This is a genomic window from Nitrospirillum karajorum (genome assembly GCF_036348415.1).
Classification (GTDB): domain Bacteria; phylum Pseudomonadota; class Alphaproteobacteria; order Azospirillales; family Azospirillaceae; genus Nitrospirillum; species Nitrospirillum amazonense_B.
In genome coordinates, this window is record NZ_JAZBQB010000001.1 from 621,896 (window position 1) to 642,865 (window position 20,970).

Sequence of the window (20,970 nt, forward strand, 5' to 3'; positions counted from 1 at the left end):
CGGCGCCGGAAGGCGGGCCGCCCGGCCGCTCTGGCGGCGCCTTTAGGGGGCCCCGCTTCCCTGTCCTGTTCCGCGCCCGTGCGGCTTCCGGTCACACGCGGACCAGATGCACCTCGGTCACCGGCTTGCGGCCCTGCGCCGCGTGGAAGGTGCGCCGCACGGCCAGGCGCGCGGCCTCCGTCACCGCGACATCGTCGCGCCGCTCCGCCGGGCCCAGCTTTTCCACCGCCTGCGCGATGCCCTTCACCAAACCCTCGATGAAGGCGCCGTCCTCCTCCTCATCCAGCAGCCCGATGACGCTGAGCCTGGGATCGGCGATCAGGTCCGTGTCCTCCATGACCAGGGTGACCACGGCGGCGCCGTTGAAGACCATGCGGTTACGGGTGCGCAGCAAGGTGCCGCCCAGGGGCACCAGGCGACGCCCGTCCAGGCACAGCTTGCCCGACGGCACGGTGCCGATGATCTCCGGCTCGCCGGGGCCGATGCGGATGACCACGCCGTTCTCGGGCACCAGGGCCCGCGGCACCTGGCATTCCAGGGCCAGGTCGGCATGCGCCTTCAGATGGCGCTGCTCGCCGTGTACCGGCACCGACAGGAAGGGGCGGACCCATTGATACATCTGCGCCAGCTCATCCCGCGCCGGATGGCCGGAGACATGGACGTCGGCGTCGCTGGCCGTCACCACCTCGATGCCCCGGCGGATCAGGCCGTTCTGCACCTTGGCGATGGCCTTCTCGTTGCCGGGAATCTCGCGGGAGGAAAAGATGACGACGTCGCCCGGCTCAAGGTCGATCTCGGGATGGTCGCCCTCGGCGATACGGGCCAGGGCGGCCCGCGGCTCCCCCTGGCTGCCGGTGCAGATCAGCACCTGGGCCTCGCGCGGCAGATAGCCCACGTCATGCTCGGTGACGAAGGGCGGCAGGTCCTTGAGGTATCCCGTCGCCCGCGCGGCCTCGTTGATGCGGCGCAGGCTGCGCCCCACCAGGGCCACCTGGCGGTCATGCGCGGCGGCGGCCTTGGCGATGGAATGCAGGCGGGCAACGTTGGTGGCGAAGCACGCCACGGCCACCCGGCGGCCGGGATAGCGGCCGATCAGCTCCTCCAGCCCCACGGCGACGGTGCCCTCGGAACCCGAGGTGCCGGGCACGGTGGCGTTGGTGCTGTCGCAGACCAGGGCGGTCACGCCCTGGTGGCCCAGCGCGATCAGCGCCGCCTCGTCCACCGGCGCACCCACGCGGGGATCGGGGTCCAGCTTCCAGTCGCCGGTGTGCAGTACCGTACCACCCGGGGTGCGGATGACCAGGGCGTTGGGCTCGGGAATGGAATGGGTGAGGCTGATCAGCTCGATATCGAAGGGGCCGACGTGGAAGCGGCCGGAAAGCGGCACCTCGATGATCTGCACCAGGCCGCTGAACTCCGTCTCGCGCAGCTTGGCGCGCAGCACGGCGGCGGTGAACGGGGTGGCGTAAACGGGGCAGCGCAGTTCCGTCCACAGGTACTGCACGGCACCCAGATGATCCTCGTGCGCATGCGTCAGCACCAGGCCCGCCAGATCCTCCCGCCGCTCGGCGATGAACTCGGGATCGGGCATGACCACGTCCACGCCGGGGGCGGCGTCATCGCCGAAGCTGACGCCCAGGTCCACCATCAGCCATTTGCCGGCGTGATGGTACAGGTTGAGGTTCATGCCAATTTCGCCGGACCCACCCAACGGCAGGAAATACAGGGCATCGGGGGACAGCAAATCGTCGATCATGGACACCTGGGAAAAGGACTGGGGCAAGGGAAGGAAGGGGCGGGACTTGTGGGGGTCAGCCCCCTGATTTGGCGTTGCGGCGGTAAATGAGCAAGAGGCCGCGCAGGGTCAGGTCGCTGTCGATGTGATCGACCATGCCCGTCTCCTCCGCGAATACCCGCACCATGCCGCCCGTGCCGATGACGGTGACCGGCGGCGTCCCGGTGGGCGACAGCTCCGCCTTGATACGGCGCAGCAGGCCCTCGATCATCGCGGTATAGCCCCAATACATGCCCGACTGCATGGCCCCCACCGTGCCGCGGCCAATGACGCTGTCGGGCTTGGCGATGTCCACCTTGGGCAACTGTGCCGCCACACGGTGCAGGGCGTCCAGCGACAGGGTGGGACCGGGGGCGATGATGCCGCCGGCGAAGGCGCCATCGGCGTCCACGACGTCGAAGGTGGTGCCCGTGCCGATATCCAGGACAACCAGAGGCGACGGATACCGTTCCGTTGCCGCAACGGCATTGACCAAGCGATCGGCCCCCGCCTCGCGTGGGTTATCGATGCGGATTTCGATGCCCAAATCGACCGCCGGATCACCGATGCGCATCGGAACGCATCCGAAATGATCTTTGCACAGGCGGATCAGAATCCGGGGTCGCCGCCGGCACCACCGACGACAGGATGGCGGCGTTGACGTCCTGGGCGGTCAGGCCCTTCAGCGCCATGGCGGAGGTCAGCCACACCGCGTACTCATCCGAGGTGCGACGGCTGTCGGTGGAGATGCGCCAGCGGCCCCGGGGGGTGTCGCCCTCATAGATGGCGAAGACCACGTTGGTATTGCCGGCATCGATGGCGAGCAGCATGGGGGAGCCCTTGTCTCAGGAGGTCGTCTGAGCGGCGTGGGGGAAAAAGACATCACCGGCGGTGACCCGCACCCGGCCTGCGGGTGTGTCCACCAGCAGGGCACCGTCGGCGTCCAGGTCCAGCAAACGGCCATCAAAACTGCGGTCATGCAGGCGAACGGTCACCGGCCCACCCAGGCCGTGCGCCGCGTTGAGCCAGGCCGCGCGCACGGGCGCGAAGCCGTACGCCTGCCAGCGACGGTACCAGCGGTCAAAGGCGCCGGCATAGAGGGCCATGACCTGATCCGGCTCCACATCGGCCCCTTGGGCCAGCAGTGAGGTGGTGGCGTAATCGTCCATATCGGGATGGTGGCGAACGTTCAGGCCCATGCCGACGGCCACCCAGGCGACGCTGCCGTCGATATCAGCCTCGGACTCCAGCAGGATGCCGCCGATCTTGGCGCCTCCCACCAGGATATCGTTGGGCCATTTCAGCTTAGGGGCGGCGGCAACCAGGCCATCCACCGCCTCCCCCGCCGCCAGCGCGGTGACGAAGGACAGCTCGGCCGCCCGCTGGGGTGTGCCGCCGGGGCGCAGCAGCAGGGTGCAGGCCAGGTTGCCCGCGTCAGACAGCCAGGAGCGGCCGCGCCGGCCGCGCCCCGCTTCTTGACGAATGGCCCGGACCAGCGTGCCTTCCGGCGCGCCAGTACGGGCCATGTCTTTCACAACGTCATTGGTGCTGCCGCACCGGTCCAACACCGTCGGCCGGATCCAATCCGGCAGACGGTGGGGACCGGGGATCAGCGCCTGCCCGCTCAATGGAACAGGCTGGCGGCGGCTGCGGCGGCGCCGTTCAGCACCGGGGTGCCGATCACCAGAGCCACCGGGAACACCACCAGGGCGGTGGCGGTGACGACCCATGACAGGCCGGCGGCCGGACGGTCCAGCGGCTCCTTCACGTCGTCGAACCAGGAGACCTTACAGACTTTCAGGTAGTAGTAGAGGCTGATGCCGCTGGTCAGCGCCATGATGGTGGACAGCGGATACAGACCCGCCTTCCACGCGGCCATGAACACCAGCAGCTTGCCGAAGAAGCCGGCCGCCGGCGGCACGCCCGCCATGGAGAACATGAACACGGCCAAGGCCAGGGCCAGCATGGGGCTGGTCTTGGACAGACCGGCCAGGTCGGCGATCTCCTCCACCGCCTTACCCTTCTGGCGCATGCCGATGATGATGGCGAAGGTGCCGACGGTCATCACCAGGTAGATCGCCATGTAGATCAGCACGGCCTGCACGCCATCGGCGGTGCCGGCGGCGACGCCAACCAGGGCATAGCCGATGTTGGCGATGGAGCTGTAGGCCATCAGGCGCTTGATGTTGGTCTGGCGGATGGCCGCCAGGGACCCCACAAGCATGGAGGCGACGGCGCAGAACTCGATCACCTGGCGCCACTGCGGCAGCAGGGACCCAAAAGGACCTTCCAGCACGCGAATGAACAGGCAGATCGCCGCCACCTTGGGCGCCACGGCGAAGAAGGCCGAGACCGGGGTGGGCGCGCCCTCATAGACGTCCGGCGTCCACATGTGGAAGGGCACGGCGGAAATCTTGAACGCCAGACCGGCGGCCACGAACACCAGGCCGACGATGACGCCCAGCGATGCCGGACCGGCCTGCAGGACCTGGGCGATGGTGATGAAGTTGGTGGTGCCGGCGAAGCCGTAGATCATGCTGATGCCGTACAGCAGCATGCCGGAGGACAGGGCACCCAGGACGAAGTACTTCAGGCCCGCCTCGGTGCTCTTGGCTGAATCGCGGCGGAAAGCGGCGATGACGTAGAGCGACAGGCTCTGCAGTTCCAGGCCGACATACAGCGACAGCAGGTCGTTGGCCGACACCATCATCATCATGCCGACCGTGGCCAGCACCATGAGCACCGGATACTCGAACCGGTCCATGTCCTCACGGGCGATGAAGTTCTGGGCGATGATGAGGGACAGGCCCGTGCCCAGGAGGATCAGCAGCTTGGAGAAGACGGCGAAGCTGTCGGTGATGAACAGGCCGGAGAAGGCCACGTCGTAGCGTTCCTGGCGGAACAGCAGCACGGCGGTCACCACCAGCGCCACCAAGGCCAGGCCGCTGACCAGGCGGGTGCCGTTCTTGCCGCTGAACACACCCAGCATCAGCAGCAGCAGCGCCGCCACGGCCAGGAAGATCTCAGGCAGGGCCGGGATCAGATCGGTGAGGACAGGTTGCATGGATCGTTTCCCGCTGGATCAGTGGCCGGCGTCGGGGTTGGCGTCCGCCTTGGGCTCCGCCTGGGCAGGTGCCCCGGCAGGGGTTTCAGAGGCGGGCGTTTCGGTGGTGGACGGTTCGGTGGCCTGCTCGGTGCCCGGCGTCTCGGTGGTCGCCGGGTGGGCGGCCATATGATCATCCGACATCGTCCCGGCATTGGCGGCCGGAACGAAGGCGGAGGCCGGGTTGGCGACCGGCGGGGTCAAGCCCTCGGCCGCGAGCGCGTCGCGATGATGGGACAGGATGTGGTCCAGAGAGGCGGCGTACACGCTGCTGAAGCTCTTGGGGTACACGCCCATCATGATGACGATGGCGACCAACGGGGCGAAGTACAGGATTTCCTTCGCGTTCAGGTCGGGCATGGCCATCACGTCGGCCTTTTCCAGCTTGCCGTAGAACAGCTTGCGATAGAGCAGCAGCATGTAGGCGGCACCGAACACCAGGCCGGTGGAGGCGAACAGGCCCACCCAGGTGTTGGCCTCATACGCGCCCAGCATGGACAGGAACTCACCCACGAAACCCGAGGTGCCGGGCAGGCCGACCGAGGCCAGCATGAACAGCATGAACACCACGGCGTACTTGGGCATGTTGTGCGCCATGCCGCCGTAGCGGGCGATCTCACGGGTGTGCAGGCGGTTGTAGACCACGCCGATGCAGAGGAACAGGGCCGCCGACACCACGGTGTGCGACAGCATCTGGAACATGGCACCGTCCAGGCCCTGGGCGTTGGCGGAGAAGATGCCCATGCTGACGTAACCCATGTGGGCCACGGAGGAATAGGCGATCATCTTCTTCATGTCGGTCTGCGCCAGCGCCACCAGCGAGGTGTAGATGATGGCGACGACCGACATCACGAACACCAGGTTGGTGTAGGTGGCCGAGCCGACGGGCAGCATCTGCAGGTTGGCGCGGATCAGACCGTAGCCGCCCATCTTCAGCATGACGCCGGCCAACATGACGGAGCCGGCGGTCGGCGCCTCCACGTGGGCGAAGGGCAGCCAGGTGTGGAACGGCCACATCGGGGTCTTCACCGCGAAGGCGGCGAAGAAGGCCAGCCACAGGATCTTCTGCATCGACGGATCGAAGGTGTGGTCCAGCATCACCCGCATGTCGAAGGTGCCGACCTGCAGATACATGGCGATGATGGCCAGCAGCATCAGGACGGAGCCGATGAAGGTGTAGATGAAGAACTTATAGGCGGCGTAGATGCGGCCCGGACCACCCCACACGCCGATCATCAGGAACATCGGCAGCAGGACACCTTCGAAGAAGATGTAGAACAGGACGAAGTCCAGCGCGGTGAACATGCCGACCAGCATGGTCTCCAGCAGCAGGAGCGACATCATGAACTCCTTCACGCGCTTCTCGACGCTGTCCCAGGAGGCCAGCACGCAGACGGGCGTGAGGAAGGTGGAGGCCAGCACGAACCAGACGGACACGCCGTCGATGCCGCGCAGGTATTGGATGCCCAGCGCGGGCAGCCAGCTGTGTTCCTCCACCAGCTGGAAGCCAGCGCTGGAGGGGTCGAACTTCACCAGGATGAACAGCGAAACGATGAAGGTGAGGAGCGAGGTCGCGAGGGCCAGCGCCTTCGCGTTCCGCGCCACGGCCTGTTCTTCGCCGCGCACCAGCAGGATGAGTAGGGCGCCAATCGACGGAAGGAACGTCGTCAGCGACAGGATCGGCCAATCAGCCATCGTATATGCCTCGTCCTGCTCAGGGCTTGAAGTAGAACCAGCCGACCAGCGCGACCACGCCGATCACCATGGCGAATGCGTAATGGTAGACGTAACCGGATTGCAGACGGCTGACGCCGGCGGCCACACCGCGGGTGGTCTTGGCGACACCATCGGGGCCCAGCCCGTCGATGATGGCGCCGTCACCCGCCTTCCACAGGCCGAAGCCCAGGAGCCGCGCCGGCTTCACGAACAGCACGTCGTAAATCTGGTCGAAGAAGTACTTGTTGAAGACCAGCACGTGCAGCGGCTTCACCACCTTGGTGAAGGTCGCCGGGATGCCGGGGACGAACATGTAGCAGACATACGCCAGGGCGATGCCGGCCAGGCCGACGAACAGCGGCAGGACACCCACCCACTCCGGCCCCTCATGGGCGGCGTGGATGCTGTCATGGGCGTGCAGCACCTGGATGGCGCCGCGCCAGAACTCGGCACGGGCCTCGTGGCCGACGAACCACTCGTAGCCGCCGATACCGGCGATGAGGGCGCCGATGGCCAGCACGGTCAGCGGACCGGTCATGACCACCGGGCTTTCATGCACATGGTCCATGACCTCCTTCGAGGCGCGCGGCTTGCCATGGAAGGTCATGATCAGCAGGCGCCAGGAGTAGAAGGCGGTCATGAAGGCGGCAGCGATGCCCAGCCAGTAGGCGAAGTGGCCGACGGCGGTGCCGGAGCCGTACGCCGCCTCCAGGATGATGTCCTTGGAGTAGAAGCCCGCGAAGCCGAAGACACCGGGAATGCCGACACCCGCCAGGGCCAGGTTGCCGATCCACATCACCGCGTAGGTGAAGGGAATGAGCCGCCAGATGCCGCCCATCTTGCGCATGTCCTGCTCACCCGACATGGCGTGGATGACGGAACCGGCGCCCAGGAACAGCAGGGCCTTGAAGAAGGCGTGGGTCATCAGGTGGAAGACGGCGGCCTGGTAGGCCGACACGCCGATGGCGAAGAACATGTAGCCCAGCTGGCTCATCGTCGAGTAGGCGATGACGCGCTTGATGTCGAACTGGGTCATGCCGATCGTCGCGGCGACGAAGGCGGTCAGGGCGCCCAGCACCGTCACCACGGCCAGGGCGGTGGGGGCGTATTCGAACACCGGGCTCATGCGGGCCAGCATGAACACGCCGGCGGTGACCATGGTGGCCGCGTGAATGAGGGCCGACACCGGGGTCGGGCCTTCCATCGCGTCCGGCAGCCAAGTGTGCAGGCCCAGCTGAGCCGACTTGCCCATGGCGCCGACGAACAGCAGCAGGCAGGCGCAGTCCAGCGCCGACACCTGCCAGCCCAGGAAGTTGAAGGTGGCGTGCGCCTTGCCAGCGGCGGCCGGGAAGATGGTGCCGAATTCGACGCTGCCGAAGATGATGAAGATCGAGAAGATGCCCAGCGCGAAGCCGAAGTCACCCACGCGGTTCACCAGGAACGCCTTCATGGAGGCGTCGTTGGCGCTCTTCTTCTCGAACCAGAAGTTGATCAGCAGGTAGGAGGCGACACCAACGCCCTCCCAGCCGAAGAACATCTGCAGCAGGTTGTCCGAGGTCACCAGCATGAGCATCATGAAGGTGAACAGGCTGAGGTAGGACATGAACCGGGGCTTGTCCGGGTCATGGCTCATGTAGCCGACGGAGTAGATGTGGACCATGGTCGACACGCCGTTGACCACGATCAGCATGACCGCCGTCAGGGTATCGACGCGCAGGGCCCAATCGACGTGGAAGTCGCCGCTGGCCACCCAATTGGCCAGGGGCACCACACGGGCATGGCCGTTGATGGCCACGTCGATGAAGAGCATGATCGACAGGACCAGCGCCGCCACCATGGCGCCGCAGGTGACGAGCTGGGAGCCCCGGTCACCGATGCGGCGGCCGAAGAAGCCGGCGATGAAGGCCGCGAGAAGCGGCAGGAAGATTGCTGCGATGACGGCCATGGCCCTCAACCCTTCATCAGGTTGATGTCCTCAACCGCGATCGAGCCACGGTTGCGGAAGTAGATGACGAGGATGGCGAGGCCGATGGCGGCCTCGGCAGCCGCCACGGTCAGGATGAACAGGGCGAACACCTGTCCCACGAGATCGTGCAGGAAGACCGAGAAGGCGACGAGGTTGATGTTGACGGCGAGCAGGATCAGCTCGATCGACATCAGGATGATGATGACGTTGCGGCGGTTCAGAAAGATGCCGAACACGCCCAGGATGAACAGGATGGCCGCCACCGCGAGGTAGTGGCCCAGACCGATATCCATCATGGTTTCCATGGTTACACGCCCTCCCCGGTCCGGACCTTGACCACGGCCACCACGTCGTCGCGGCGACGCGACACCTGGTCGGCGATGACCTGGCGGCGGGTGCCCTTGCGCGAGCGCAGGGTCAGCACGATGGCGCCGATCATGGCGACCAGCAGCACCAGGCCGGAAGCCTCGAAGACATAGGCGTATTGGGTGTAGAGCAGGTCGCCCAGGGCCTGGGCGTTACCCACGCTTTCCGGCGTCGGCGCCGCGCGGACGCTGTCGGCTGGCCCGGCGTAGACCCAGCCGGAGATCACCAGACCCAGTTCCGCCAACAGGGCCGCCCCCACGGCGAGACCCGCCGGCAGGTAGCGCAGGAAGCCCTTACGCAGTTCCTGGAAGTTGATGTCCAGCATCATGACGACGAAGAGGAACAGCACCGCGACGGCGCCCACGTAGACGATGACCAGGATCATCGCCACGAATTCCGCCCCGATCAGCACGAACAGGCCGGCCGCGTTGAAGAAGGCCAGGATCAGGAACAGGACGGAGTGCACCGGGTTGCGCGCCGTGATCACCAGCATGCCGGACAGCACCAGCACGGCGGCGAACAGGTAGAAGGCGAGAGCGGGCAGTATCATCGGCGGCTCTCCTTCCGGTGCGGGTTGCGGACGTTGGCGATCAAGATCTCTCTCCGGTAACCGGGCCCAGGGTCTGGGTCGCTGGCTCTGGGTAGGGGGCGTGGGCGGTCCCGCGCGCGGGCGTCACGGGGTTAGGCGTCACAAGGCGTGAAGGTCAGCGGTACGGCGCATCCGCCGCGATGTTGGCGGCCAGCAGGGGTTCCCACCGGTCGCCGTTCGCCAGCAGCTTTTCCTTGTTGTAGAAAAGCTCCTCGCGCGTCTCGGTGGCGAACTCCAGGTTCGGTCCCTCGACGATGGCGTCCACCGGGCAAGCCTCCTGGCAGAGACCGCAGTAGATGCACTTGGTCATGTCGATGTCGTAGCGGGTGGTGCGGCGCGAGCCGTCCTCGCGCGGTTCCGCTTCGATGGTGATGGCCAGGGCCGGGCACACCGCTTCGCACAGCTTGCAGGCGATGCAGCGCTCTTCCCCGTTGGGATAGCGACGCAGGGCGTGCTCACCGCGGAACCGGGGGCTCAGCGGGCTGCGCTCATACGGGTAGTTGATCGTCACCCGGGGCTTGAACATGTAGCTGAAGGTCAGGGCGAAGCCCTTCACCAGCTCGGTCATGAACAGGCCGCGCGCCGTGCGGTCGAGCCAGGCCATGTCGTCACCTCATTCCTTGATGCGGGGGGGCGGCTCCCCCCGCGGTCAAAAGTCAGTCACCAATCCCGCCCGGGGCGGGGCACATACAGGCGCAGGCGATCAGTGCGGCAGCTTGTCGAAGTAGACAAGGAAGCCGGCGGTCAGGATCACCCAGATCAGGGAGAACGGCAGGAACACCTTCCAGCCCAGGCGCATCAGCTGGTCATAGCGATAGCGGGGCAGCGTGCCGCGCACCCAGATGAACACGAACATCAGGAGCAGGATCTTGATGATCAGGTTCAGCGGGCCGGGGATGAAGCCCAGGAAGGGGAACGGCTGCCAGCCGCCCAGGAACAGCACGGAGGTCATGCCGCTCATCAGCAGCATGCTGATGTATTCGCCCAGGAAGAACAGGGCGAAGGTCATGGCCGAGTATTCGGTGTGGAAACCGCCGACCAGCTCGGACTCGCCTTCCGGCAGGTCGAAGGGGGCGCGGTTGGTTTCCGCGAGCGCCGAGATGAAGAACACCACGAACATCGGGAACAGCGGGATGCAGAACCACACATGGCTCTGGGCCCGGACGATGTCCGACAGGTTCAGCGAGCCGACGCACAGCAGCACGGTGATGATGACGAAGCCGATGGAGACTTCGTAGGACACCATCTGCGCCGCGGAGCGCAGGCCGCCGAGGAAGGCGTATTTGGAGTTGGACGCCCAGCCCGACATGATGATGCCGTAGACGCCCAGCGAGCTGATGGCGAAGAGGTAGAGCACACCGACGTTCAGGTCGGACAGCACCAGCCCCTCACCGAAGGGAATGACCGCCCAGGCGATCAACGCCATGATGAAGGTCAGCATGGGCGCGATCAGGAACACGGCGCGGTTGGCGCCGGCCGGAATGATCGTTTCCTTGGTCAGCAGCTTCAGGCCGTCGGCGAAGGGCTGCAGCAGGCCGAAGGGGCCCACCAGGATGGGACCCTGGCGCAGCTGAATGGCGGCCAGCACCTTGCGTTCCATGTAGGTCATCATGGCCATCGCGATCAGCAACGGCACCGTGATCACAAGGATCTTCAGGATGATCGCCAGCAGGGTCGCCCCGGCCAGGGGCAGGCCCAGATGAAGGGCGAGGAAATCAGCCATGGGTACCGGTCCTCTCGGCAACGGCGGGCGACACGAAGGCCTCCGTGCATTCGGCCATGGTGGCCGAGGCGCGGCTGATCGCGTCGGTCATGTAGAAGTTCTCCACCGGCAGGGTGAAGGGGGCGGCGGCCACGGCGCCGGCCGTGCCGAACGCACCCCAGGCGGCCGGGGTCACGCGGTCGATCTGGGCGAACGCCGGGTTGGCGTCGGCCAGCCGCTTGCGCAGCTGCTGCAGGGTGTCATACGGCAGGGGCTTGCCCAGGGCGCCGGACAGCGCGCGGATGATCTTCCAATCCTCGCGCGCCTCGCCCACCGGGAAGGTGGCCTGGCGGGTGTGCTGGGCGCGGCCCTCGGTGTTGACGTAGGTCGCGTTCTTTTCGGTGTAGGCGGCACCGGGCAGGATGAGGTCGGCGCGGTGGGCACCGCGATCCCCGTGGTGACCCTGGTAGATCACGAAGGCGCGGCCGAAGTGCTGGGCCTCGATCTCGTCGGCACCCAGCAGGTAGACCACCTCGACCTCACCCTTGCGGGCGCCGTCCAGGATGCCGGCCAGATCGCGGCCGCCCTTGGCGGGCAGGAAGCCCAGGTCCAGGGCGCCCACGCGCGAGGCGGCGCGGTGCAGGACGTTGAAGCCGTTCCAATCCTCACGCACCAGGCCGCAGGCCTCCGCCACCGCGCGGGCGGCGGCCCAGACGGCGGCGCCGTCCGGGCGGGCCAGGGCGCCGGAGCCCAGGATCAGCAAGGGCTTCTTGGCGGCCTTCAGCGTTTCGGCATAGGGATGGCTGCCGTCGGCGATGGCGTTGAGCAGCGTGGCGTCGTTGCCCAGGTGCTCGATGGGGAAGGTCAGGTCGACGCGCGGGCCCAGCACGGTGACGGTCAGGCCGCCCTGCAGGTAGCGCTTGCGGATGCGGGCGTTGACCAGGGCGCCTTCCCAACGCGGATTGGTGCCGATCAGGAAGACGTGGTCGGCCTGCTCGATCCCGGCGATGGTGCTGTTGAAGATGTAGCCGGCGCGCGACGTGGCGTCGATGGCGCTGCCATCCTGGCGGCTTTCCAGGCTGGCGACACCCATGCCGCCCAGCAGGTCCTTCAGGGCCAGCAGGCTTTCGGCATCGGCAAGGTCACCGGCGATGGCGGCGATCTTCTCCGGCGCAGAACCCTTCAGCTTGGTCGCGGCCAGGGCCAGGGCCTCTTCCCACGAGGCGGCGCGCAGCTTGCCGTTCTCGCGGATGTAGGGGCGGTCCAGGCGCTGACGCTTCAGGCCGTCATGGGCATAGCGCGTCTTGTCGCTGATCCATTCCTCGTTCACCGCCTCGTTCAGGCGGGGCAGGATGCGCAGCACCTCGCCGCCGCGGGTGTCGATGCGGATGTTGGAGCCGACGGCGTCCAGGACGTCCACCGATTCCGTCTTGCGCAGTTCCCAGGGGCGGGCGGTGAAGGCGTAGGGCTTGGAGGTCAGGGCGCCCACGGGGCACACATCCACCAGGTTGCCCGACATTTCGGACGAGACGGCGGCCTCGACGTAGGTGCCGATCTCCATATGCTCGCCACGGCCGGTGGCGCCCATCACGGACACGCCGGCGATTTCGTCGCTGAAGCGGATGCAGCGCGTGCAGTGGATGCAGCGCGTCATGATCGTCTTGATCAGCGGGCCCAGGTTCTTGTCCTTGACCGCGCGCTTTTCCTCGCCATAGCGGCCGCGGTCGAAACCGTAACCGACCGCCTGGTCCTGCAGGTCACACTCGCCGCCCTGGTCGCAGATGGGGCAGTCCAGCGGGTGGTTGATGAGCAGGAACTCCATCACCCCCTTGCGCGCCTTGTGCACGGTCTCGGTGTCGGTCTTGATCACCATGCCTTCGCCGCAGGGCATGGCGCAGCTGGCGATGGGCTTGGGGGCCTTCTCCATCTCCACCAGGCACATGCGGCAGTTGGCCGGGACCGACAGCTTCTCGTGATAGCAGAAGCGCGGAACCTCGATGCCCAGCTGTTCGCAGGCCTGCAGCACGGAGGTGCCAGGCGCCACTTCAAGCTCGATACCGTCGATGGTCAGTTTCGGCATGTCTTAAATCCTTCCACCGATCACTCGGCAGCGATGCTCTGGCGGTAGGCGGCGATGCGGGCTTCCATCTCCGGCCGGAAGTGGCGGATCAGGCCCTGCACCGGCCAAGCGGCGGCGTCACCCAGGGCGCAAATGGTCCGGCCCTCGATCTGCTTGGTCACGTCGTACAGCATGTCGATCTCGTCCAGGCGGGCCTGGCCGCGCACCATGCGGTCCATGACGCGAGCCAGCCAGCCCGTGCCCTCACGGCAGGGCGTGCACTGGCCGCAGCTCTCATGCATGTAGAACTTGGACAGGCGGGCGATGGCCTTCACGATGTCGGTGGACTTGTCCATGACGATCACGGCCGCCGTGCCCAGGCCCGACCCAACCTCACGCAGGCTGTCGAAATCCATCAGCACGGTGTCGCAGACGCTCTTGGGCATCACCGGTACCGACGAGCCACCGGGAATGATGGCCAGCAGGTTGTCCCACCCGCCGCGCACGCCGCCGGCGTGGCGCTCAATGAGCTCCTTCAGGGGGATGCCCATCTCCTCTTCCACGTTGCACGGCTTGTTCACGTGGCCGGAGATGCAGAACAGCTTGGTGCCGGCGTTCTTGGGGCGGCCCAGGCCAGCGAACCAGGCGGGACCGCGGCGCAGGATGGTGGGCACGCCCGCGATGCTTTCCACGTTGTTGACCGTGGTCGGGCGGGAATACAGGCCGGCGTTGGCGGGGAACGGCGGCTTGTTGCGCGGCTGGCCCTTCTTGCCCTCGATGGACTCGATGAGCGCGGTTTCCTCGCCGCAGATGTAGGCGCCGGCACCCTTGTGCAGGTAGATGTCGTAGTCGTAACCGCTGCCGCAGGCATTCTTGCCGATCAGACCGGAAGCGTAGGCCTCGTCGATGGCGACCTGGACGTTGGACGCCTCGTGGTAGAACTCACCACGGATGTAGATGTAGCAGGCGGTCGCGCCGATGGCGAAACCGGCGATCAGGCAGCCTTCGATCAGCTTGTGCGGATCGTGGCGCAGGATCTCGCGGTCCTTGCAGGTGCCGGGCTCGCCCTCGTCGGCGTTAATGACCAGGTAGACGGGGCCGTCCACCTTCTTGGGCATGAAGGACCACTTCAGGCCGGTGGAGAAACCGGCGCCGCCGCGGCCGCGCATGCCCAATTCCTTCATCTGTTCGATGATGGTGTCGCGGCCCCGGGCCAGGATGTCCTTCGTCCCATCCCAGTCGCCGCGCTTGCGGGCGGCGTCCAGGCGAAAGTCCTCGAAGCCGTAGAGGTTGGTGTAGATGCGGTCTTCGTCGCGCAACATCGGCCTTACTCCTGCGACGCCGGCTTGACGCCGTTACGCTGCGCCATCTCGATCAGGGTCGTGGGACCGCCGATGGGCGCGGAATTGATGCGGCCGTTCTGCGGGCCGGGCTTGGGCTTCTCGCCCCGGATCAGGGTATCGAGCAGCGCCTCGGTGGAGGGGCCGTCCAGATCCTCGTAATAGACGTCGTCCAGCGAGATCACGGGGGCGTTCACGCAGGCGCCGGCGCATTCCACCTCGACCACGGTGAACTGGCCGTCGGCCGTGGTCTCGCCCGGGCCGATGCCCAGCTTGCGCTTGCACGCCGCCAGCACCTCATCCGACCCGCGCAGCCAGCAGGGCGTGGTCGTGCAGACCTGCACGAAGTGCTTACCCACCGGCTTCAGGTTGTACATGGTGTAGAAGCTGGCGACCTCGTACACGCGGATGGGGGCCATGCCCAGCATGCCGGCGACATAGTCCATCGCGGCGCGGGGCAGCCAGTTGTCGTGCTGGCGCTGAGCCAGGTCCAGCAAAGGCATCACGGCGCTCGCCTGGCGGCCTTCCGGATACTTGGCGATGATCCGCTGGGCCAGGGCCAGGTTGTCGGCGGTGAATTCGAAGGTCGCCGGACCGGCAGGGGTCTCGGAAGCGCTCATCGGTCGATCTCTCCGAACACGACGTCGATGGAGCCGATGATCGCGACGGCGTCGGCGAGCATGTGGCCCCGGGACATGAAATCAACACCCTGCAGATGGGCGATGCCCGTCGGCCGGATCTTGCAACGGTAAGGACGGTTGGTGCCGTCGGACACGAGGTACACGCCGAACTCGCCCTTGGGCAATTCGGTGGCGGTGTAGGTCTCGCCGGCCGGGACGTGATAGCCCTCGGTGTAGAGCTTGAAGTGATGGATCAGCGATTCCATCGACCGCTTCATGTCGCCACGCGGCGGCGGGGCGATCTTGCGATCGTCCACCTTGATGGGGCCCGGCGTCTGGCGCAGTTTGGCCACCGCCTGCTGCACGATCCGGTTGGACTGCCGCATCTCCTCCACGCGCACCAGATAGCGGGCGTAGCAGTCGCCCGTCTTGCCGATGGCGACGTCGAAGTCGTACTCGGCGTAGGTGTCGTAAGGCTGCGCCTTGCGCAGGTCCCACGGAATGCCGGAGGCGCGCAGCACCGGGCCGGTGAAGCCCCAGGCCAACGCCTCGTCACCCGACACGATACCGATGTCGACCAGGCGCTGCTTGAAGATGCGGTTGGCCGTCAGCAGGCCCTCCACATCGTCGACGAACTTCTCGAACTTGGCCGCGTAGGCCTCGATGTCGTCCAGCATGCCGGCCGGCAGGTCCTGATGGACGCCGCCCACACGGAAATAGTTGGCGTGCATGCGGGCACCCGACACCCGCTCGTAGAACTCCATGAGCAGCTCGCGCTCCTCGAAGCCCCACAGGGCCGGGGTCAGCGCACCGACGTCCATGGCGAACGTCGTGACGTTCAGCAGGTGGTTCAGGATGCGGGTCAGCTCGGCGAACAGCACGCGGATGTGCTGCGCGCGCTTGGGCGGCGTGATGCCCAGCAGCTTTTCCGCGGCCAGGACGAAGCTGTGCTCCTCCGACATCGGCGACACGTAGTCCAGCCGGTCGAAGTAGGGCATCGCCTGGATGTAGGTCTTGTACTCGATGAGCTTCTCGGTGCCGCGATGCAGCAGACCGATGTGCGGGTCCGCCCGCTCCACGATCTCGCCATCCATCTCCAGAACCAGGCGCAACACGCCGTGGGCGGCAGGGTGCTGCGGCCCGAAGTTCATCGTGTAGGGTTTGATTTGGCTTTCGACAGGATTGGCCATGGCCGATCTCACTTCTTCACGCTGCCGTCGCGCAGCGACGCGCCCAGCGGGATCACCGCCTTCTCGTCGCCCGGCAGTTGCACATCGGTCATCGCCTCCCAGGGCGACATGAAATCAAAGGCCCGGAAGTCCTGCGTCAGCTTCACCGGCTCATAGACGACACGCTTCTGCTCGTCGTCGTAGCGGACCTCGACATACCCCGTCAGGGGGAAGTCCTTGCGCAGGGGGTGACCCTCGAACCCATAATCGGTCAGGATGCGGCGCAGGTCGGGATGGCCCGCGAAGAACACGCCGAACATGTCCCAGGTCTCGCGCTCGTACCAGCCAGCGGCCGGGAACAGCGGGACGCAGGACGGGACGGGCGTGTCCTCATCCGTGGTGACCTTCACCCGCGCGCGCAGGTTCTTGGACACCGACAGCAGCATGTAGTTGACCTCGAACCGCTCCGCCTTCGACGGCCAGTCCACCGCGGTCACGTCGACCAGCTGGGTGAAGCGGCAGCCGGCGTCGTCGCGCAGCACGGTCAGGGTCTGCAACAGCCCCTCACGGGTGGTGCGGACCACCAGCTCGCCGTGCTGGATCTCGGTACCGGTCACAGCGCCCGGGAGGGCCGCCGCGATCTTGGCGCCCAGCGCCTGTAGGGTTTCGTCGTTCATTCCAGATCCCCCGGGCCGCTCAGCGCCGAACCAGGCGGTTGCCGCCCTTGATCTTCTTCTGCAGCTGGAGCACGCCGTAGACCAGCGCCTCAGCCGTGGGCGGGCAGCCCGGCACATAGATGTCCACGGGCACGATGCGGTCGCAACCGCGCACCACGGAATAGCTGTAGTGGTAGTAGCCGCCGCCGTTGGCGCAGGAACCCATGGAGATGACCCAGCGCGGCTCCGCCATCTGGTCGTAGACCTTGCGCAGGGCCGGAGCCATCTTGTTGCACAGGGTGCCGGCCACGATCATCACGTCCGACTGGCGGGGGCTGGGTCGCGGAATGACGCCGAACCGGTCCAGGTCGAAACGACTTATGTAGGCGTGGATCATTTCCACGGCGCAGCACGCCAGACCGAAGGTCATGGGCCACAGCGACCCGGTGCGCGCCCATTCCTGCAAGGCGTCCAGCTTCGCCACGACGAAGCCTTTATCCTGCAATTCCGTCGTCACGGCCTTGATGTAGGCGTCCTGGGCGGGACCGGGCGGCAGGGGCGCGCCCGCGCCGGCGGGGGGAACGGAAGAATGGGTTGGCAAAGACGTCACGGGTCTGGCTCCGGTGTGAACGGGCAGCGATGCGAAAGACGGAAAAAGGCCTGAGCGCCGGCCGGGATCACTCCCAGTCCAGCGCGCCCTTCTTCCATTCGTAGATGAAGCCGATGGTCAGGATGCCCAGGAAGGCCATCATGGACCAGAAGCCGAACAAGCCGATGCGGCCCAGGGACACGGCCCAGGGGAACAGGAAGGCCACTTCCAGGTCGAAGATGATGAACAGGATGGCGACCAGGTAGAAGCGCACGTCGAACTTGCTGCGGGCGTCGTTGAACGGCTCGAAGCCGCATTCGTACGCCGACAGCTTTTCACTGTCCGGCTTCTGCTTGGCGACCAGCATGGAGCCGAACAGCATGGCCGCCGCGATCACCGCGGCGATACCCACGAAGATGAGGATCGGCAGGTACTGGCTCAGCAGCTCGGTGGACATAACCTGACTGGACATGAGTGTGCCCCAATTTCGTCCCGGTTGGCCCGACAGGGCTTGCGGAAGGCGCCACCCGCAACCAAGTGCATGAAGCCCAGGCCCACACATCTGATTGTCGGTATTGGCCCCACCCGGCCTGCCCGCCGGTTCTGGACATAACCTCCAGACCCATGCGGGGGTCCGGATGCCTGCAACAAAAGCCCGGCTTGGGGCCGGGCGTGTTGGAATATAGGCGGGTGCCGTGCCCAAGGAAAGCAAATTACGCCATGCGCGGCGCTGGGGCCAAGGCGCTGAAAATATGGGGGAAATGGCCAAAATCGGGCTTGTTGAGATCCACTCTCAATTCCCGCTCTACCGCAGGCGCGAAAGCCCATAACGCAAGCAGGCCGCGCTGTTGCCAGCGCGGCCTTGCTAAGGTATCGATCGCCCTGTCCGGCATCGATAAAGTGGCGCGAGTGACGGGACTTGAACCCGCGGCCTCCGGCGTGACAGGCCGGCGCTCTAACCAACTGAGCTACACCCGCGTCGTTGCAACGTTGCTTTCTGGCCTTATTTCGCACCGTTCGTTTTATCGTTCGGTGCGTTTCGCGCCGTCAGCGTCGCTGCGGTGCGCGGTTTGTAGTAAAAAGCCCCACCCCTTGTCAAACAAGAAAAACGCGGTGGCGCCGATTTTTTTCATTTTTTTGTAAGCAATTGATTTCACGCGGCTTTTTCCGCACGACGCAGGCTGTCCAAGCGGTCAAGCGCCTGTAGCAGGCGGGTGGGAACGCCGCGATGGTCCACGGCGTCGGGCCCCCCGAAAGCGGTCATGCACAATTCCAGCGCCTGGGCCAGCGGTTCCGCCACCGTAAGGTTGCCGTGCTCCAGCGCCAGTTCCAGCGCGCTCAAAATCCGGTCGCCGAGGCGCCGCTCATCCTTTTCCATGACCCGATGCTCCGGTTCGTTGCCAGGCAGGCCCCCCAAAGCACAGCCGGGGCTGGCGAAGCTTACCATCTTTCCCGGGCGGCCCCCGATGGGAAATCGACCTCTGCTCATGGATAGGGGCTGCCATGTCGGCCGCGGCCGACACCTCGCCACCAGACGTGGCGTCCACACCCTGCCCCCCGGCACCGGGAGGCCTCAGAGCACCCGGGAGCGGGCCAGTGACGCCTCCATCATGTCCAGGCTGTGGACCATGCGGCGCCAGGTTTCCTCGCTGATGGCGTGGATGCGGTGCAGACGCGCCAGTTCGTCGCGCTTGGCGCGCAGGGCGGCCAGCCGCAGTTCCGCGTCGATGGTAAGCCGCCGCCGGGCCTGGGCGCGGGCATCCACCGGCATGTCCGGATCCTCCACCTGGCGGCGGTAGAACTCCATCAGGCGCAGCACGGCCTCGGTATGGAGGTCGGCGTCATCGCTATCCAGGCGTTTGGCGTGGTGCGCCTGTTCCAACCGGCGCAGGGCCGCGCGCGCCAGGGCGGCCTCGGCCACCCTCTCCTCCTCCACGCCGGCGTCCTCCTCGGGCATGCTCAGGCCGCGCAACAGCCAGGGTAGGGCCAGGCTGGCCAAGACCAGCGACACCAGAATGACACCCGACGCCAGGAAGATCGCGACGTCGCGCCCAGGAAAGGGCACACCGTCACGCAACCAGTCCGGCAGGGACAGCACGCCGGCCAGGGTGACGGCGCCACGCACCCCGGCGATGGCCATGGCGGCTATGATACGCAGCATGATGCCGGGAGGCCCGCCGGGCCGGGGCTTCCCCCGCCAACGGGCCAGCGCCTGGCTGACCACCAGCGACACCCAGACCCAAAGAACCCGCAGGCCCAATAGCACGCCGACGATGATGGCGACCTGCAACGCCAGCCATCCCAGGCCGACCGGCGTTTCCAGGGGTCCGGCATGGGGAGCCCCGGCCTGGCTGGCGATCATGGGCGCCTGGCCCAGGATGCCCGGCAGTTGCCAGCCCAACAGGACGAAGATCACTCCGTTCAGCGTGAACTGGATCATCTCGCCCACCGCCGTGCCCTGCAGGCGTGTGGCCACCTGCCCCGACTCTTCCAGCGGCAGCAGGTTCAAGGTCATGCCCCCCGCCACGGCGGCCAGGATACCCGACATGTCGAGATGCTCGGCCGCCAGGTAGGCGGCGAAGGGCACCAGAAACATGGTGAGGATGGTGGTGCCCGGCGAATCGCCCCGGGCGCGGACCAGCCAGCCATGGACCACCCGCACCGCGGCCACCATGACCACGCCCACCAGCACGCCGCCTATGGCCGCCCACAGGAAGGAGACAGTGGCCGCGCCGACGGAGAAGGTGCCGGTGAGGGCCGCCGTCACGGCGAATTGCAGGCACACGAGGCCAGAGGCGTCGTTCAGCAGCGCCTCCCCCTCCAATATATGCTTCAGGCGGGGGGCATGCGCGCGCCGCCGGCCATGCCCGCCACGGCGACCGCATCGGTGGGCGACAGCACCGCCGCCAGGGCGAAGGCGGTGGACAGGGGAACGGCGGGCAGCAGCCAGTGGATGATATGCCCAGCCCCGACCACGGTGAACAGCACCAGGCCCACTGCCAGCGTCAGAATGATGAACCCCAGGCGCCGCAACTCCAGCACCGGGAATCGCCAGGCGTCCAGGAACAGCAGGGGCGGAATGAACACCAGCAGGAAGAGGTCGGGGTTAAGGACGATGGGCACGCCGGAGAAGCCGCCCAGGGCCGCGCCCAAGGCCACCTGGATGAGCGGCAGGGGCACACGGCGGGCGAAAGGGCTGATCCCGCCCGATGCCGCGACGGTCACCAGCAGGATCAGGACGGCGGTCATCGTTTCCATGGGGCGGATCTATTCCAGGCAAGCCGATGGATCAGAGCGGGAGCGGACACAGGCCCAGGGCGG

General features: G+C 66.5%; 19 protein-coding genes, 1 tRNA gene and 1 pseudogene. All 21 read right to left on the reverse strand.

Features of this window, described 5'->3' with window-relative positions; all coding sequences use genetic code 11:
* Nucleotides 1–91: 91 nt before the first annotated feature.
* Nucleotides 92–1,756, reverse strand: coding sequence for a ribonuclease J (locus UCD39_RS02760; RefSeq protein WP_246130336.1), 1,665 nt, complete (start codon nt 1,754–1,756; stop codon nt 92–94).
* Nucleotides 1,757–1,811: 55 nt separating this feature from the next.
* Nucleotides 1,812–2,604 (reverse strand): annotated as a pseudogene (locus UCD39_RS02765) (type III pantothenate kinase).
* Between the two features lie 15 nt (nt 2,605–2,619).
* Nucleotides 2,620–3,402: a biotin--[acetyl-CoA-carboxylase] ligase gene (locus UCD39_RS02770; RefSeq protein ID WP_442943546.1), complete on the reverse strand. Its 783-nt coding sequence runs from the start codon at nt 3,400–3,402 to the stop codon at nt 2,620–2,622.
* Nucleotides 3,399–4,838, reverse strand: a complete 1,440-nt coding sequence (nuoN, locus tag UCD39_RS02775) for an NADH-quinone oxidoreductase subunit NuoN (RefSeq protein WP_330494600.1) — start codon at nt 4,836–4,838, stop codon at nt 3,399–3,401. The genes UCD39_RS02770 and nuoN overlap by 4 nt, the downstream gene beginning before the upstream one ends.
* 18 nt (nt 4,839–4,856) lie before the next feature.
* On the reverse strand, nt 4,857–6,572 hold the full coding sequence (locus UCD39_RS02780; protein ID WP_330494601.1) for an NADH-quinone oxidoreductase subunit M: 1,716 nt from the start codon (nt 6,570–6,572) through the stop codon (nt 4,857–4,859).
* A gap of 19 nt (nt 6,573–6,591) precedes the next feature.
* Entirely contained in the window at nt 6,592–8,538 is a 1,947-nt protein-coding gene (nuoL, locus tag UCD39_RS02785; RefSeq protein WP_330494602.1) for an NADH-quinone oxidoreductase subunit L, read from the reverse strand.
* 5 nt (nt 8,539–8,543) lie between these two features.
* Nucleotides 8,544–8,852, reverse strand: a complete 309-nt coding sequence (gene nuoK / locus UCD39_RS02790) for an NADH-quinone oxidoreductase subunit NuoK (RefSeq protein WP_330495478.1) — start codon at nt 8,850–8,852, stop codon at nt 8,544–8,546.
* Between the two features lie 14 nt (nt 8,853–8,866).
* Nucleotides 8,867–9,475 carry an NADH-quinone oxidoreductase subunit J gene (locus UCD39_RS02795; RefSeq protein ID WP_145732224.1) on the reverse strand — a complete coding sequence of 203 codons (609 nt, stop codon included), beginning with the start codon at nt 9,473–9,475 and terminating at the stop codon, nt 8,867–8,869.
* Between the two features lie 154 nt (nt 9,476–9,629).
* Nucleotides 9,630–10,118 (reverse strand): NADH-quinone oxidoreductase subunit NuoI, encoded by a 489-nt coding sequence (nuoI, locus tag UCD39_RS02800; protein WP_145732226.1) that lies wholly within the window; start codon nt 10,116–10,118, stop codon nt 9,630–9,632.
* A 99-nt stretch (nt 10,119–10,217) separates the two neighbouring features.
* Complete coding sequence (nuoH, locus tag UCD39_RS02805) at nt 10,218–11,237, reverse strand: NADH-quinone oxidoreductase subunit NuoH (protein WP_145732228.1); 1,020 nt, start codon at nt 11,235–11,237, stop codon at nt 10,218–10,220.
* Nucleotides 11,230–13,296, reverse strand: a complete 2,067-nt coding sequence (nuoG, locus tag UCD39_RS02810) for an NADH-quinone oxidoreductase subunit NuoG (protein WP_145732230.1) — start codon at nt 13,294–13,296, stop codon at nt 11,230–11,232. The genes nuoH and nuoG overlap by 8 nt, the downstream gene beginning before the upstream one ends.
* A 20-nt stretch (nt 13,297–13,316) precedes the next feature.
* On the reverse strand, nt 13,317–14,597 hold the full coding sequence (nuoF, locus tag UCD39_RS02815; protein ID WP_330494603.1) for an NADH-quinone oxidoreductase subunit NuoF: 1,281 nt from the start codon (nt 14,595–14,597) through the stop codon (nt 13,317–13,319).
* Between the two features lie 5 nt (nt 14,598–14,602).
* Nucleotides 14,603–15,235: an NADH-quinone oxidoreductase subunit NuoE gene (gene nuoE, locus UCD39_RS02820; protein WP_145732234.1), complete on the reverse strand. Its 633-nt coding sequence runs from the start codon at nt 15,233–15,235 to the stop codon at nt 14,603–14,605.
* Nucleotides 15,232–16,425, reverse strand: coding sequence for an NADH-quinone oxidoreductase subunit D (locus tag UCD39_RS02825; protein WP_330494604.1), 1,194 nt, complete (start codon nt 16,423–16,425; stop codon nt 15,232–15,234). The genes nuoE and UCD39_RS02825 overlap by 4 nt, the downstream gene beginning before the upstream one ends.
* An 8-nt stretch (nt 16,426–16,433) precedes the next feature.
* Nucleotides 16,434–17,081, reverse strand: coding sequence for an NADH-quinone oxidoreductase subunit C (locus tag UCD39_RS02830; RefSeq protein ID WP_322484389.1), 648 nt, complete (start codon nt 17,079–17,081; stop codon nt 16,434–16,436).
* Between the two features lie 19 nt (nt 17,082–17,100).
* Nucleotides 17,101–17,661: a NuoB/complex I 20 kDa subunit family protein gene (locus tag UCD39_RS02835; RefSeq protein WP_442943589.1), complete on the reverse strand. Its 561-nt coding sequence runs from the start codon at nt 17,659–17,661 to the stop codon at nt 17,101–17,103.
* A 76-nt stretch (nt 17,662–17,737) separates the two neighbouring features.
* Entirely contained in the window at nt 17,738–18,106 is a 369-nt protein-coding gene (locus UCD39_RS02840; protein WP_145732644.1) for an NADH-quinone oxidoreductase subunit A, read from the reverse strand.
* A gap of 444 nt (nt 18,107–18,550) precedes the next feature.
* Nucleotides 18,551–18,627 (reverse strand) — tRNA-Asp (locus UCD39_RS02845).
* Nucleotides 18,628–18,802: 175 nt separating this feature from the next.
* Nucleotides 18,803–19,027 carry a hypothetical protein gene (locus tag UCD39_RS02850; RefSeq protein WP_145732645.1) on the reverse strand — a complete coding sequence of 75 codons (225 nt, stop codon included), beginning with the start codon at nt 19,025–19,027 and terminating at the stop codon, nt 18,803–18,805.
* Between the two features lie 195 nt (nt 19,028–19,222).
* The gene (locus tag UCD39_RS02855; RefSeq protein WP_330494606.1) at nt 19,223–20,473 is read right to left on the reverse strand and encodes a cation:proton antiporter domain-containing protein; all 1,251 of its coding nucleotides are present in this window, start codon (nt 20,471–20,473) and stop codon (nt 19,223–19,225) included.
* A gap of 8 nt (nt 20,474–20,481) precedes the next feature.
* Nucleotides 20,482–20,907, reverse strand: a complete 426-nt coding sequence (locus UCD39_RS02860; RefSeq protein ID WP_330494607.1) for a cation:proton antiporter domain-containing protein — start codon at nt 20,905–20,907, stop codon at nt 20,482–20,484.
* Nucleotides 20,908–20,970: the final 63 nt, after the last annotated feature.

Coding starts and splice junctions, on each gene's coding strand:
- UCD39_RS02840 (WP_145732644.1), bottom strand. CDS start 18,106: ATGTCCACCGAGCTGCTGAGCCAGTACCTGCCGATCCTCATCTTCGTG.
- nuoN (WP_330494600.1), bottom strand. CDS start 4,838: ATGCAACCTGTCCTCACCGATCTGATCCCGGCCCTGCCTGAGATCTTC.
- nuoK (WP_330495478.1), bottom strand. CDS start 8,852: ATGGATATCGGTCTGGGCCACTACCTCGCGGTGGCGGCCATCCTGTTC.
- UCD39_RS02795 (WP_145732224.1), bottom strand. CDS start 9,475: ATGATACTGCCCGCTCTCGCCTTCTACCTGTTCGCCGCCGTGCTGGTG.
- UCD39_RS02850 (WP_145732645.1), bottom strand. CDS start 19,027: ATGGAAAAGGATGAGCGGCGCCTCGGCGACCGGATTTTGAGCGCGCTG.
- UCD39_RS02780 (WP_330494601.1), bottom strand. CDS start 6,572: ATGGCTGATTGGCCGATCCTGTCGCTGACGACGTTCCTTCCGTCGATT.
- nuoL (WP_330494602.1), bottom strand. CDS start 8,538: ATGGCCGTCATCGCAGCAATCTTCCTGCCGCTTCTCGCGGCCTTCATC.
- UCD39_RS02760 (WP_246130336.1), bottom strand. CDS start 1,756: ATGATCGACGATTTGCTGTCCCCCGATGCCCTGTATTTCCTGCCGTTG.
- nuoF (WP_330494603.1), bottom strand. CDS start 14,597: ATGTTGCGCGACGAAGACCGCATCTACACCAACCTCTACGGCTTCGAG.
- UCD39_RS02860 (WP_330494607.1), bottom strand. CDS start 20,907: ATGGAAACGATGACCGCCGTCCTGATCCTGCTGGTGACCGTCGCGGCA.
- UCD39_RS02830 (WP_322484389.1), bottom strand. CDS start 17,081: ATGAACGACGAAACCCTACAGGCGCTGGGCGCCAAGATCGCGGCGGCC.
- nuoE (WP_145732234.1), bottom strand. CDS start 15,235: ATGAGCGCTTCCGAGACCCCTGCCGGTCCGGCGACCTTCGAATTCACC.
- UCD39_RS02825 (WP_330494604.1), bottom strand. CDS start 16,425: ATGGCCAATCCTGTCGAAAGCCAAATCAAACCCTACACGATGAACTTC.
- nuoH (WP_145732228.1), bottom strand. CDS start 11,237: ATGGCTGATTTCCTCGCCCTTCATCTGGGCCTGCCCCTGGCCGGGGCG.
- nuoI (WP_145732226.1), bottom strand. CDS start 10,118: ATGGCCTGGCTCGACCGCACGGCGCGCGGCCTGTTCATGACCGAGCTG.
- nuoG (WP_145732230.1), bottom strand. CDS start 13,296: ATGCCGAAACTGACCATCGACGGTATCGAGCTTGAAGTGGCGCCTGGC.